Origin of the sequence: Bartonella sp. AA83SXKL (genome assembly GCF_042196965.1) — a bacterium.
Taxonomy (GTDB): Bacteria; Pseudomonadota; Alphaproteobacteria; order Rhizobiales; family Rhizobiaceae; genus Bartonella.
Window position 1 is genome coordinate 1 of the sequence record NZ_JBHIRG010000012.1, and the last position, 14,829, is coordinate 14,829.

The following is a 14,829-nucleotide window of genomic DNA, read 5'->3' on the forward strand; positions in this document are numbered from 1 at the left end:
ATGCGAGTTTCCATGTTTTATCTCCTTGAATATGCTGGAGATACAATGCCTTTTTGCTAATTATGTTCCAAAAGGGAATAGATATGTGCCAAAAGGAATAGGAAAGATCTAAAGTTAAGATCGAGATCATCATGATGGGGCATTTTCTTTTGAAACTTTTGTTTAAAGCGCGTTCATAGAGAGTTTTTGTTGATCATAAAAAAGGGGGGTGAAAACGACAAGGCATGTCTATAGGGCTTTATGAGGTCATTATAATATAGATGCTGTTTTGTTTATATTCTTTCATAAATTTGAATTTTTATCTCATGACAATGTTTTTGTTGATAAACATATGATAAGCGTTACAAATGGGAATATATTTATGTTTCATAAATAAAAGCACATTTTGTATAGAGAGATCTTTCTTTGTGTTTTCGCTATTGTATTCTTTTGACAAATGCTTTTCTTTTTGATTGTATCAAAAAGTTTAAAGAGAGATCTTGTTAGGATATAAAATGTTTCGTTCAACTTTTTTTAAAAATCGTGAAATCTATGGACCTCTTTGTATTGGCTTTGATCCGAGCCATAAAGTTTTGCAATCGTGGAAACTAAGCTTTGATTATAAAGGTCTAAAAGATTTTTGTGATATTCTCTTAACAGCAGTTGTTGGTAAAGTGGGTATTATAAAGCCGCAAGTCGCATTTTTTGAATTATATGGTGTGGAAGGTCTTCAAGCTCTCAAAGAACTGATTGAAAATGCACACGAACAAGGCATATTGGTTCTGGCGGATGCAAAAAGGGGGGATATTGGCTCTACTGCTGAAGCCTATGGTAAGGCTTGGCTTGGTCCAAGTAGTGCGTTCAAGGTGGATGCCATGACAGTTAATCCTTTTTTGGGTTTTGATGCTCTTATTCCTCTGATAAAGGTTGCAGAAGAAGCAGGAGCAGGGGTTTTTGTGGTTGTTCAGTCTTCTAATCCAGAGGGGAAACAAATACGAAATGCGCTTATTGGTGATCAGACACTCTCTCTTCATCTTGCACAGTGTATTTGTGATTATAATAGTCAGTCTTCGGTTATTCATCATAATATTGGCCCCATAGGTGCGGTTATAGGAGCGACATTAGGATCTGAATCAAAAGACACAATCGAGCAGTTAAAAAATAGTCTGTTTCTTGTTCCGGGTATTGGCGCTCAAGGTGGAACAATGACACAACTAGCAAATCAATTTCCACAAAGACTTTGGCAGAATGTTATTCCCTCTGTATCACGCTCTATTACAGATGCTGGACGAAATATTGTTGATTTAAAAAATGTTATCAATCATTTTGCAGAACAAGCGCAAAGCACACTGGTGTCTTGAGGATTTTTGCATCTGTAATAAATCTGAAGAATTCTGAAAGGGAGGGCTTTTGAGGGGGATGCTTCCGATTTATCCAGAATCAACAGTCGCTTTGAGGTTTCTTTCAACAAGCACAGATGTCTTTTCATTGAATGTTAAGCGGGCATTTCATGTTGAGCGGGGGGCTATGTTCCTATTGAAAATGCAAATATTTTCAGTAGATTGCCTTAAGGGTAAAGGTTTGCATCTTTTAAAAGCAAAAGCTTATGTATATTGTTACCAGTTTCCAGTTGATAAAGTTATTGCAGCGTTTGTTTCTATAAGATAGACACACGTTATCGGTGAATATATATTGTTGTTAGAGAAAAATATGTTATCAAAACAAGAAAAAACCAAAGCCCGTTTACCCCGGGGTTTTGTTGATCGTACAAGTGCACAGTTGTATGCAACTGAAACAATGATTGCGCAAATTCGTGAAGTTTATGAACTTTATGGTTTTGAAGCACTGGAAACACCAATTTTTGAATATACAGATGTGCTGGGTAAGTTTTTACCGGATTCAGATCGTCCAAATGCGGGCGTTTTTTCGCTACAAGATGATGATGAGCAATGGATGTCTTTGCGCTATGATCTTACCGCGCCTCTTGCTCGTTATTTTGCCGAGAATTTTGAAGTTTTGCCAAAGCCTTATCGCAGTTATCGTCTTGGCTTTGTTTTTCGCAATGAAAAACCAGGTCCAGGGCGGTTTCGGCAATTTATGCAGTTTGATGCGGATATTGTTGGAACACCAACGGTAGCAGCTGATGCCGAAATTTGTATGATGGCAGCCGATAGTTTGGAAAAACTAGGGTTTCAGCATCATGAATATGCCATTCGTCTGAACAACCGAAAAATTCTCGATTGTGTTTTAGAGAAAATTGGTTTTTGGGGAAATGAGCAGGCTGAAAAGCGCTTAACTGTCTTAAGAGCAATTGATAAGCTGGATAAATTTGGTTCTGAAGGGGTGCGTTTGCTTTTGGGAAAAGGGCGTTTGGATGAAAGTGGTGACTTTACAAAAGGGGCGGAGCTTAAGGAAAAAGAGATTGAGTGTATTCTTACCTTAACTGCTGCTGGAGCTGAAACAGCAGAAGAAACGCTTGAGACTCTTAAAGAAGTGGTTGGTGATCATGTTCAAGGGCGTGAGGGAATTCGTGAGCTTGAGGAAATGCAAGCAATTTTTGCCGCAAATGGCTTTCAGAATCGTATCAAGATTGATCCATCGGTGGTGCGTGGACTGGATTATTATACAGGTCCTGTCTTTGAGGCTACGTTGCTGTTTGATGTTTTCAATGATGATGGGCAGAAAGTTGTTTTTGGCTCCGTTGGTGGTGGTGGGCGCTATGATGGATTGGTGGCACGCTTTCGTGGTGAAAACATTCCAGCAACAGGTTTTTCAATCGGGGTCTCACGCTTGATCGCTGCTTTGCAAAATCTTGGAAAGTTGCCTATGAAGGAGACAACAGGGCCGGTTGTGGTGCTGATGATGGATAAAGAGCCAGAGGCGGTTGCTGGTTATCAAAAAATGGTGATGCAGTTGCGTGGTGCGGGAATTCGTGCTGAGCTCTATTTGGGGGCATCGGGGATAAAAGCGCAGATGAAATATGCAGATCGACGCCAAGCGCCTTGTGTGGTTATCCAAGGCTCACAAGAACGTGAGAGCGGAAAAATACAGATTAAAGATTTGATTGAAGGGGCGCGTTTGTCTCATGAAATTAAGGATAATCAAACATGGCGTGAAAGTCGACCAGCACAAGTGACGGTTGATGAAGAACAATTGGTCAAAACAGTACAGGATATTTTAGCCGCCCAAAAATGATAATGGTAAAAGTCTTTATCGAAGTGATTGTTCGAAATATTTTGGAAATTTGAAATTCAATTTTTAAAATTTGTGCTTTGCTCGTTTATACGTGTTGGTGCACGCGTTCAAAAGCGGGGTTTTGAAGTGCGTGCGGCATAAAAGAGAGATTTTTTAAGAGATAAATAAGCGCTATTTGCTATAAAACGTGCCCTTCTGAGGATGCGATGATAATGCGTTAAAATGAGCAAAAAAAATTGTAACGAACAAAAACTCTGAGAAAATTAAAGGGTTTCACGTAAAGCTTCTGCAAAAGTTTATAAAAATATTGACAAGTTCATATTGGCTTCATCTTTGAATTCTCATCTATGAGTATCAAATCCTTTGATGTTCTCTTCTTGGACATTACAAAATCTAGCCTTATTGCAAAAGGAGGGAGAACTAGAGCGTTTTATCCTAAAAGACTTTTTAAGCTTCAAAAAACAATGGAATGACTTAAATCGAACAATTTTTTACAGGAGCATGTTTGGATGAATTGTAAGCTGCCATAATGGTAACTTACTAATAATATGCATTTTTCATAAAGTCAATTCTTTAACGGAGAAATGAAAATGGTCCAATATGATTTTACTCTGCTCTATGAACGAAATCCCTTTATTCTTGAAAGACCTGAGAATATTGGAAAATCATTTAAACTTCCTCCTTCAAATTTCGGATTTGAAGATCTTCCGCAAATTACCTTTTCAGGCGCCTCGTCGTGTCGGCGTATGATTTTTGGGTTATCATTTAGTGGTATGAAAGCATTTTTTGTGATGTTGTGGCAGGTAGGGAAAATGTTAGATGAGGGGGATGATGTGGACTTATGGTTTGATCAGATAACATTGGATCATGATATTCTTGAAGAATTTTTGACTTGCGATCTTTTAATTCAAGAACCAGAATATCTTAATTTTGAAAGTTTTAAAGAAGGTATCAAAGAATTAGAAACAAATAAAATTGTAGCGAAGGGGACAAAAAAAGATTGTTATTTCATCAATCCAGATATTTTTGGTCTTCCTGAATGTGATGAAGATTTTGAGTTCGATGAAGAGGAAGAGATAGAAGCACACTTTACGGTAGAATACCCGAATAAACAACTTCTTTAACCGTTTTTCTCTTAGAGAAAAATAAAAGCTTAGAATAAATGGCTATGAGAACAGTAATGAGTCTGTTTATGGTATGTGAATTGGAATGTTTGCGGGATTTTTTTGATTGAATCTTCTTTATAAACGGTTCTTTATGCAGAGCAGTTTTTATACCATATTTGCTTCTTTTTATGAGACATAAGTTAATTTGAACTGTGCGCCTCTTCAAACAAATGTTTGATCTGTATTTTCCCTCTTGATGCTTTTGTGAACCTTGCAGTCTTGATGTTCACAGCTTTCGCCTTTGAAAGCATTTACGAGAAGCATTTTCACTCTTTTTAATCGTTTATTCATATGCCAATCCCACATGTTGTGGGCAAGAAAATGGTTTTGATGGTTGCAATATAAGAAGGGATAAAATGAGACACTCTTATGATATTCAGCTTGCACATTCAATAATGCAAAATTATAAATTATCTCTATAAATCAAACCATTTTCAACATAAAGGTTTTCTCAATATGAGGAGCTGAGCGTTGATTTTGCATAGTTTATCTATATGTTAATCCTTGATGTTTCCGAGAGAGTTTTGCATGAATTTGCGCATTTGGCAATTGCATCCTCATTTTTTGATAGCGTGCAACAGCTGTTAACTCTTTGATTTTTTAGTCCCACAACGGGATTTTTCATCGGCAATTTTCCAAGCTTTTGCAAAGCCGTTAAAACATGAAAGATTTATTGAAAAATTATTGTTGGAATATTTTCTCACTGAAGGCGCACAATCAACTTATCGTGTCTGCTTTCACGAATAGAGGTTGCAAAAAGTAAACGACACAAATTTCCTGAGGAGGGAGATTTGTGTCGTAAAATTTTGTTTAAATAGACGATTGGGGGAATTAGCTTTTCAAGGCTTTTAAAACATTTTGTGGTGAAGAAACTTCGTAAGGATCTGTTGCACAATTATCTGAAAAACCTGTTTCTTCGAACCATTGTTCAACCACACCATCATTAATAACAGCTGCATAGCGCCATGATCGCATGCCGAAACCAACATTGTCTTTTGCAACCAGCATACCCATTTTGCGCGTGAATTCACCAGAGCCATCGGGAATTAATTTCACGTTTTTGATATTTTGTGCTTTTCCCCAAGCATTCATGACAAAAGCATCATTGACGGAAAGACAATAAATTTCATCAATACCCGCTTGTTTAAATTCATCATAGAGTTTTTCAAAATCAGGCAGCTGAAAGGTTGAGCAAGTAGGGGTAAAAGCTCCAGGAAGAGAAAAAAGAATAACACGCTTTCCTTTAAAGTAAGCATCGCTGTTAACTTCTTGCCACCGATAAGGATTGTCTCCATCCACTGATTCATCGCGTACGCGTGTGTGGAATGTTACATTGGGAACTGTTTTTTTCATCATCATGATGCTCCTGTATTCTTTTACGAAAATTTTGTTTTAAAACAGCCTTCGTATTTAAAAACATATGGCAAAAAGCGTTTTAAATAAAAGGGCTTCTTTAAAAATTCTTACTTCTGGTGAGTGTGCAAATATTTCACACTTCCGTCAAGTAGAATTAATGGTCGACTTTGGATACTCTTCACCTTAAGTTAAAGGAAAGAATATGAAGGATTGATATGACCGTAAAGACAGTTTTAACCACGGCTTTTGAGGGGCAAAAACCGGGAACGTCTGGTTTGCGCAAAAAAGTGTCTGTTTTTCAACAACCCCATTATGTAGAAAACTTTATACAGTCTCTTTTTAATAACATTGGGCCTCTTGAAGGAAAAATGTTGATTCTTGGGGGGGATGGGCGCACTTTTAATCGTACTCTCCTTCAGATTGTGTTGAAGATGGCGGCGGCGCATGGTGTCTCTCTTATTAAAATGGGAAGGGGCGGTATTCTTTCTACACCTGCCGTTTCGCATCTTATTCGTAAAACTCATGCCCATGGTGGACTTATTCTTTCTGCAAGCCATAATCCTGGTGGTCCAGAAGGAGATTGTGGTATTAAATACAATGTTTCCAATGGGGGACCCGCTCCTAATTCTTTATGTGATGCTATTTTTGCAACATCGCAACGTCTTTCTTTTTATAAAATTCTTGAAGCACCAGATATTGATTTAGATAGGCAAGGTACGATCTTTATGGGAGCCATGCGGATTGATATTATTGATCCTGTCGCTGATTATGTTGCTTTGATGCAGGAGCTTTTTGATTTCGACTGTATTGCCAAGGCCGTTGATCGAGGTCTTACTTTACGGTTTGATGCCATGCATGCGGTAACAGGGCCTTATGCTCATGAAATTTTTGAAAAATGTTTAGGATTTTCTGAAGGGACGGTGGTTAATGGTATTCCTTTGCCAGATTTTGGAGGCGGTCATCCAGATCCCAATTTGGTTTATGCCAAGGCTCTTTATGATTTATTGATGTCAGAGAAAGGACCAGATCTTGGCGCAGCCTCTGATGGTGATGGAGATCGTAACCTCATTATTGGTCGTCAACAATTTGTTTCGCCTTCGGATTCTTTGGCTATTATGGCTGAACATGCACACCTCATTAAAGGATATCGGAAAGGCGTGGTGGGGATAGCACGTTCTATGCCGACGGGGCGTGCTGCTGATCTGGTTGCGGAAAAAAAAGGACTAAACTTTTTTGAAACGCCAACGGGATGGAAGTTTTTTGGAACCCTTTTGGATGCGGGAAAAGTAACCTTTTGTGGTGAAGAAAGCTTTGGAACGGGCTCTCATCACATCCGCGAAAAAGATGGTTTATGGGCTGTATTATTTTGGTTAAATCTTTTAGCGGTAACAGAAAAAACTGTCGCACAAATTGTTCAACAGCATTGGCACACCTATGGGCGTTTTTACACGTTACGGCATGATTATGAAGAAGTCGAAGCAGACAAAGCTTTGGAAATTATAGAGCATTTGCGTGCGCACTTACCACATGCAGGAACTGAAATTGCTGGATTTTTCGTCAAAAAAGCAGATGATTTTACATATCATGATCCCGTTGATCAGAGCGTTAGTACGCAGCAAGGTATCCGTATTTTTTTCGAGAATGGCGCACGGTTGGTGGTTCGTTTGTCGGGAACAGGGACGCTAGGTGCTACTTTACGGCTTTATTTTGAACAATATGAAAGTGATCCGCGCAAACACAATTTTAATCCGCAAGACGTTCTTAAACCTTTGCAACAGGTGGCATTAAAACTGTTAAATATACAACAAGCATTGGGGAGAGATCACCCTGATATTATCACCTAAGATCATTGGAATGTTTTTTTGTAAAGGTATGATAATTGATCACATGGGTGTGATTTTAGGGGTGTGATTTTATGTGCATAAGGGAGATCTTCCATTTTCAAGCTCTCTTTGTTTTTTCCTCTCTTACATATCAATCGGATTCCTAAAACTGCCGGATTCTTAAAACTAAATGCTGTAGGAAATTATAATCGAGCATAATCGGAGCATTTATGTCCAATGGGTTTGCTCAATGGCTTGATAGAAATTTTTGTTTAATAGGAGAATGTTTCTCATACAAAACAAAATACGATCATTGTTGCACATTTCATATGTTTGTTTTAAAGAATCTTCTCTCTCAAGACACTAAAAACGCATCTTATGCGTGTTGCTTTGAAAGGGATAACCGTCCCTTCATTGAGCAGCACCATTTTTACGCTTATGAGAGAGTAAGACGGCACCATTATTCACTTTGCCCGCTTTCAATGTTGGCTCTTATATTTGAGAGTATTTAGTATTTTGGATAATCGTTTTACACGGCTTTTCCTACTTGTAACATGCAAAAGGTTTTGGTTGTTTCAATGTAAAAGGGGTTGAGAGAATCTCAGCTTATTTATCGGCTCTCATTCAATATACAAAACCATTGACTATGATCATAAATCAGTCTGTTCTCTAACATTATGACTGTTATCTTTACTTAAATAAAAGGTTAAGTTGGGGACATCATTTTCTTGTTTCTCAATGCTGCAACAGTTTTTAGCTCTTTGAGAACGTTTTATTCAGAGATGTTCCTTTTCTAATTGTTTTTTTATCCATTCGTTAATTGCATTGGTGATGTATAAGAAAATGATTTTGATTAATTTATTAGAGAGAATGAAATGCGTAAATTTTATGATATGCGGGGACTCATTTGAGTTGTATAATGATCAATCATTTTTATAAACCCATGTATGGTATGTGATGAGGGCATTCATAAACACTGTTGACAGATGAGGATTGAAACAAAGGGAAACATTTTTCTAAAATAATGGACAATAAGCACTTCTTGCTTTATGACCAGTCATAATGAATGATTTTTCTTTTAATAAGGGGAATTTATGACCCAATATCCCAAATGTCCTCGTTGTGATTGTCTTTATACTTATGAAGATGGTGAAAATTTTGTGTGTCCTGAATGCGCACATGAATGGCCACAAAAAAACGATGATACGGTTCTTGTCAATACTGTTTATGATGCCAATGGTCAGATTTTAACAAACGGAGATACCGTTATGGTGATAAAAGATCTGAAAGTAAAAGGCGCTTCATCTGTTTTAAAAGGGGGGACGAAGGTAAAGAATATTCGCTTGGTGGATGGGGATCATAATATCGATTGCAAAATTCCAGGGATTGGTCAGATGAGTTTAAAGTCGGAGTTTGTGAAAAAAGTTTAGGCATTTATTTTCTTGCAATTGTTTTTGCATTTCATTGGTTTCCTATTTTTACATTCTTCTCTAATTGGGCATATTTTTCTCCAATGGGCTTCTTTTCTTGTTTCATAGATTACACCAATCAGATAGAAGCAATATGTTTTCCTTTATTGCAAAGCCATGTATCGCAGAGAAATAGCGACTCTTTCTTTTCTTTTAATATGCGGTTATGAGGGGACTGGATATTGACTCACAAGCAACAATAAAAGTATGCGCTTTATGAGAAGAACAACGCCGTAAAGTAGACAAACTTATTCCTGCTGAATTGAAAAAATATTCTTTCTTTTTATCAGATAATTTCTCAAACAACCATAATAGATCTGGCTTCGATGTATTTATTTTTTATGGGTAGTTACACCTTTTTCATCATATTTATGGAAATGAGATTGAAAATGATAGGGGGGGAATTCTTGATTTTAAGAATGGAAAAAGGACGCTATGATCTTGACAAGGTCGTACAGTCATTCATTTTCCAGCTCTTAGTTCTGCAACAGTCTCTTATAAAAGTGTGCATAAGCGCTATTAAAAATAGTTTTTGTTATTATCCAGTTTGTGCTGTGTAAGCGGACGATTTTTATTGGTGCAACATAAACAGAATTGAAATAAGAAGAATGTCAGAATTCTCATTCAAGTTGCAAAATGTGATCTTTGTCAACTTGCTGCTACAACATATTGATTTATAATAATAAATTAGCATTATTCATATTGAGTTAGAACCCCGAATAACGTGGGATTCTCTCATTTCAAATCTGTTCCATGTTAAATCAATTAAAATCACTTGCTTGCATACCACAAGCGGGGCTGGCGTGTGGGTAAAAACTGTACAAGAAAGGATTAAAAATGACTCTTATGAATCGTCTTAAGTGCCAAGGGCTATCGCAACATTGGGGGCTGGCAGATATGATGATGGTGCCGGCTTGCTACAAGAAGTATTTTGCGTGATTTGTCGTTTGGAGAGCTGAGAAAGATGAAGCAAATGGGCACTCTATCTTGCAATGTTTTCTTTTTTTGGGGGCTTTTTTGTAACGAGGTCGTGTTTTCTTGATTAAAATTGCATGACAAGATTATGAGATAAAATAAATTTAAAATGTACGCTCATGCGTTGTACTTCTGTGTACGTAAATTGGTTTGTTGAAAAAACGTATGTTTCCTAAAGGGAGCTTTGAAAGCTTTTTAAGGTATATGTGGAGGTGAACGGTGGGTGAAGGTATCATTATTGGACAGATTTTTTTAACAGTACTCTATTTTTATGGCTGCATAGCTTACTTCTAAAATTTCAGGAATAAAATGACGTAAGATCTTTACATTCCATGTTTGAGCGCTGTTGAAGAGGGGCAATCGGTGTGGTTATTTTACCTATTGAGGTCAATATTTATTGTGGCATGGCTTCAACGCCTAAAACTTCAGGGATAAAATGACGTAAAAGATTTTCAATACCATGTTTGAGAGTTGCTGTTGAAGAGGGACATCCAGCGCAGGAGCCGCGCATATTGAGATAAACAATACCATTTTCAAATCCGCGAAAAGTAATATCTCCACCATCATTGGCAACTGCGGGGCGGATACGCGTTTCAAGGAGCTCTTTAATGGTTAAGACAATATCAGCATCTTTTTCGTCATAAAATTCTTCGTTAAGGGCATGGGTTTGTGCTTGTGTTGTGGCGTTGGTGGTGATCACTGGCTCATTGGATAGAAAATGTTCCATAATTGTGCCTAAAATGACGGGCTTAAGATGTTGCCATTCCCCTTCTTTTTTGCTTACGGTGATAAAATCATAACCTAAAAAAACACCATTGATATTGGGAATATTAAACAGTTTAGCCGCTAAAGGTGAGTTTTTAGCTGCTTCTTCACGGTCACGAAATTCTAATACGCCCTCAGAAAGAACCACGCGTCCTGGCAAGAATTTAAGAGTTGCAGGGTTTGGGGTGGTTTCAGTTTGAATAAACATAGATTCTCCTTTTATAATGAAGGCTTGGGAAGATCTTACATTGTAGAATATTATATTTTTTAGGCAATAGATCTAATATCTTCATCGGCAAGATTGCTAGGAATAACAATGACAGGGATTGAAAAAGCTGTTCCTTTATTCCCGATTAATTGAACAAGGGGTCCTGGTCCTTCTGTATGTCCACTGGCTGCTAAAACAATTAGTGCAATCCTTTTATCTTCGTCGACCAGTTTGGAAATCTCATCAATTTTTTTTCCTTCACGCACTACTATTTCTGTTTCAAGCGCATGGGTGGTGCGGACTTCACTGGCAATGTCTCCTAATATTTTATGAGCACTTTGCTTTGATTCTGTACGCATAACGTTGTTTACACCCAGAAAATGTTGAAATTCTACACTATCAACGACACAAAGTAATACCAATGTTCTACTGGTATTTTGGGCATGCTGTGCGGCAAACGCAACGGCACGCCGACACTCTGGTGTTTCATCGATAATAACTAAGTTTTTTTTCTTTGGTTCTTTTTTCGGATTTTGGGGTTTGGAAATCATGCACTTTCTCTATTTTGTACAAACGATTTTTTTGCTCTCTACAGTTTTTAGTTTTATTATTTTTATGTATTGTGCAAAAATCCAATAATTTCACGAATTTTTTTCATATTTTCTTCTGCGAGCATACTAGCACGTTTAGCGCCATCATGCAAAACAGAGTCGATATAACCGCTTTCTTGATGAAGGCGACGTAATTCTTCTGTTATAGGGGCAAGCTTATGGACAACAAGGTCGGCTAGAGCTGTTTTAAAATGGGAAAATTGTTGACCAGAAAATTCTAAAAGAATCTTTTCTTTGCTAACTTTGGCAAAGGCGGCATAAATACCAAGCAGGTTATCTACTTCTGGTCGTTTTTTTAAAGCGGCAAGGGTATCGGGAAGTGGAGCTGAATCCGTTTTGGCTTTGCGTATTTTTTTTGCGATAAGATCAGCGTCATCGGTCAAATTAATGCGTGAAAAATCTGAAGGATCTGATTTTGACATTTTTTTTGTCCCATCGCGCAAAGACATAACGCGTGTGGCTGTTGTTCCAATAAGCGCCTCTGGGAGGGGAAAAAAGCCTTGTCTTTTTTCTTCATCTGTTTGCATAGAGATACCAAAATTTAATTCGGCAATACGTTGTGCATAGTCGTTGTTAAATTTTTGTGCAATATCGCGTGTGAGTTCAACATGCTGTTTTTGATCTTCGCCTACTGGAACATGCGTTGCACGATAGACTAAAATATCAGCAGCCATCAAAGTGGGATAGGCAAAAAGCCCGATGGATGCTTTTTCGCGATCTTTTCCCGCTTTATCTTTAAATTGTGTCATGCGTTGAAGCCAGCCGATACGGGCAACACAATTAAAAATCCAGGCGAGTTCAGCATGTTGAAAAACACGTGATTGGTTAAAAATAATGTGTTTTTGAGGATCGATACCGGCGGCTAAAAAAGCTGCTGTCACTGTTCTGGTGGATTCGCGTAAAGTAAGGGGATCTGGGTTGACTGTGAGCGCATGCATATCCACAACACAATAGAGGCAGTGATGAGAGTTTTGCAGTTCAACCCAACGCTGAATGGCTCCAAGATAATTGCCAAGATGTAAATGACCACTCGGTTGTACGCCGGAAAAGACAAGTGGTGTGAAGGTATCCATAGGAGTGCTCTTTCTTCAATTAAGGTTATTCATTTTATTGTTTTTGACAAAGTATAGATATTATGAGCGTTTTTTCAAATTTTTAAGCGTGTGAAAAAAGGAACGGGTGTTGAATAAAAAATAGGCACTAAAATAGATCAAAAATATGCCAATCATGATCCCAGCTAAGGTGATCGCGCGCAAGAAAAATGATGCTTGTGAGGATAAAGGAAAAGACAAAAAAACAAACACATTCAATCCGTAATAGAGGGCTAGTGCACTCAAAAGAGTTGCCATCATGAGACATAATATTCGCTTTATCAGTTGGAAGTCGTATTTCCAATAACCGCGTTTGATAAGGACACTCCACAGCAAAAGGGTGTTGGCCCATCCAGAGGTAATTTCAGCAATAACAATGCCTCGTGCAGATAGAATAGGAAATAATGTTAAGGCGAGACTGATATTGATGAAAACGCAAATACCTGTAAAAATCATCGGTGTTTTGGTATCTTCATGGGCAAAAAAATTAGGAATAAAGACCTTAATAAGAACAAAAGCTGGAAGTCCTAGTCCATAAAGCTCCAATAATTGTGCAACATGGTGTGTTGATTGACTGGTAAATTGTCCTCGTTCAAAGAGCAAACTGACAATGGGAGTGGAGAGCAGCAAAAAAGCGATGGATGCTGGAAGTGTTAACAACAATGTTAATTCAATAGAGCGATTTTGTAAATGGTGGGTTTCTTTATGCTTTTTGCTCCGCAAAGCGCGTGTTAACTCTGGTAAAAGAACGGTTGCAACGGCAATGGCGATTACGCCTAAAGGCAATTGATAAAGACGATCAGCATACATCAAAGAAGAGACAGCACCCGATTGACTAGAAGCAATGTTGGTATTAATAAGCAAATTAATTTGCGTGATGCCACCTGTGATGGCTGCTGGGAATGCTAAAGTTAATAGCTTACGAACATTAGGACTTAAATGGGGCTGGCGGAAGGAAATTTTCATTCCACTTTGACGCAAAGCAAGGGCAATTAAGGTGAGCTGAAGAAGCCCTGCTGCCAATACACCCCAAGAGAGATTTAAGCCAATATGCCAAGCGTCAAGTTTATAGATCCAAGCATAGGCAAGCACACCAATCAAAATAATGTTTAAAAAGAGTGGGGCAATGGCGGCAATAAAATAGCGTCGCAGCGCATTAAGCATGCCCCCCATCATGGCAGCAAGCGACATGCAGGTTAAATAGGGAAACATGATTGCAGTAAAGTGAATTGTAGCGTTAAATTTTGTTGCATCTTCGGTAAAACCTGGGGCAATAATGGTTCGTACCAAAAAAGGCATACTCAGTTCCATCGCAATCGTTAACAGTAAGAGCAGCGAAAAGAGAACGCCAAAGACTTCTTCTGCAAATTTGCATGCCGTTTCGTGACCTTCTTCAGTGATTTTTTTTGCAAAAAGAGGAATGAAAGCAGCGTTAAAGGCACCTTCAGCAAAAAAACGACGAAATGTGTTGGGAAAACGAAAAGCAGCGTTAAAGGCATCAGAAACAGGACCTGTCCCTAGGGCTGCGGCCATAAGCATTTCGCGTACGAAGCCAAAAATACGGCTCATGAGGGTTCCGGAAGCAACTGTTGCAATTTTTTTAATCAATGTCATAAAGATATATCAGCTTTGTTGTAAAAGAGAAGCGATGACAGGAGAAATAAAGCGTTTTAAATCGTAAAAATCTGATCTCTATCCTAATCAAGGATACTTTTTGAAAGCGTTTTACGACGGTGTTTATCTTTCTGTCAACAATGGTGCTTGAAGACTTTTTTATGCTCCTTGTTTACTGTTGCATTAAAATTTTTATTGTTGCCATAAAATAATTAAAATTTCTTTTTCAAACTGAAATATGCGAGTGATATTATAACAGTTTGAAGGGATATGTAGGGATATATAATGATAATTTCTCTTTATGGTGTGATGTCGTGAATAGTGCAACCCAATACCGTTCTGTTTTATGTGAGGGGTGTGACCCTATTAAAGAACGCAAATAAAATAAAAGCGTGGAGCAATACGCAATTTCCATTATTTATTCATTATTAAAAAAACAGCGCTTTAGATGTTTTAAAAAGTCGTAAGGCTGAGCTAAAAGGTGATGGTAAAGCTGGTGATTTATTTTTATCTTTACGGCTTTATATTCTCCCCAAATTTGGCTGCCTTTTCGTTTTAGAGATTACATAAACAAGAG

At 37.9% G+C, this 14,829-nt stretch carries 10 protein-coding genes; 5 read left to right on the top strand and 5 right to left on the bottom strand.

Annotated features, from left to right (window positions below; all coding sequences use genetic code 11):
• The first annotated feature begins 494 nt into the window (after positions 1–494).
• The 3 genes from pyrF to ACFINO_RS06690 all read left to right on the top strand — a co-directional run bounded on the left by pyrF (position 495) and on the right by ACFINO_RS06690 (position 4,298).
• The gene (gene pyrF, locus ACFINO_RS06680) at positions 495–1,340 is read left to right on the top strand and encodes an orotidine-5'-phosphate decarboxylase (protein ID WP_375655285.1); all 846 of its coding nucleotides are present in this window, start codon (positions 495–497) and stop codon (positions 1,338–1,340) included.
• A gap of 349 nt (positions 1,341–1,689) precedes the next feature.
• Positions 1,690–3,174 (top strand): histidine--tRNA ligase, encoded by a 1,485-nt coding sequence (hisS, locus tag ACFINO_RS06685; RefSeq protein ID WP_375655286.1) that lies wholly within the window; start codon positions 1,690–1,692, stop codon positions 3,172–3,174.
• A gap of 590 nt (positions 3,175–3,764) precedes the next feature.
• Entirely contained in the window at positions 3,765–4,298 is a 534-nt protein-coding gene (locus tag ACFINO_RS06690; protein ID WP_375655287.1) for a replication protein, read from the top strand.
• An 873-nt stretch (positions 4,299–5,171) separates the two neighbouring features.
• Here ACFINO_RS06690 and ACFINO_RS06695 read toward each other — a convergent pair.
• Complete coding sequence (locus tag ACFINO_RS06695; protein ID WP_375634401.1) at positions 5,172–5,696, bottom strand: peroxiredoxin; 525 nt, start codon at positions 5,694–5,696, stop codon at positions 5,172–5,174.
• Positions 5,697–5,911: 215 nt separating this feature from the next.
• On the opposite strand from ACFINO_RS06695, the gene ACFINO_RS06700 reads away from it, so the two are divergent.
• Positions 5,912–7,540, top strand: a complete 1,629-nt coding sequence (locus ACFINO_RS06700) for an alpha-D-glucose phosphate-specific phosphoglucomutase (protein ID WP_375655288.1) — start codon at positions 5,912–5,914, stop codon at positions 7,538–7,540.
• Between the two features lie 1,073 nt (positions 7,541–8,613).
• Entirely contained in the window at positions 8,614–8,949 is a 336-nt protein-coding gene (locus ACFINO_RS06705) for a zinc ribbon domain-containing protein YjdM (RefSeq protein ID WP_375618296.1), read from the top strand.
• A gap of 1,408 nt (positions 8,950–10,357) precedes the next feature.
• On the opposite strand, the gene ACFINO_RS06710 is transcribed toward ACFINO_RS06705, so the two are convergent.
• From ACFINO_RS06710 to murJ, 4 genes are all read right to left on the bottom strand, one after another.
• Positions 10,358–10,936: a NifU family protein gene (locus ACFINO_RS06710; protein WP_375612176.1), complete on the bottom strand. Its 579-nt coding sequence runs from the start codon at positions 10,934–10,936 to the stop codon at positions 10,358–10,360.
• A 59-nt stretch (positions 10,937–10,995) separates the two neighbouring features.
• Positions 10,996–11,487 carry a universal stress protein gene (locus tag ACFINO_RS06715; protein WP_375618294.1) on the bottom strand — a complete coding sequence of 164 codons (492 nt, stop codon included), beginning with the start codon at positions 11,485–11,487 and terminating at the stop codon, positions 10,996–10,998.
• A 62-nt stretch (positions 11,488–11,549) separates the two neighbouring features.
• Complete coding sequence (gene trpS, locus ACFINO_RS06720) at positions 11,550–12,620, bottom strand: tryptophan--tRNA ligase (protein WP_375655289.1); 1,071 nt, start codon at positions 12,618–12,620, stop codon at positions 11,550–11,552.
• A gap of 60 nt (positions 12,621–12,680) precedes the next feature.
• Entirely contained in the window at positions 12,681–14,252 is a 1,572-nt protein-coding gene (murJ, locus tag ACFINO_RS06725; protein WP_375655290.1) for a murein biosynthesis integral membrane protein MurJ, read from the bottom strand.
• Between the last annotated feature and the right edge of the window lie 577 nt (positions 14,253–14,829).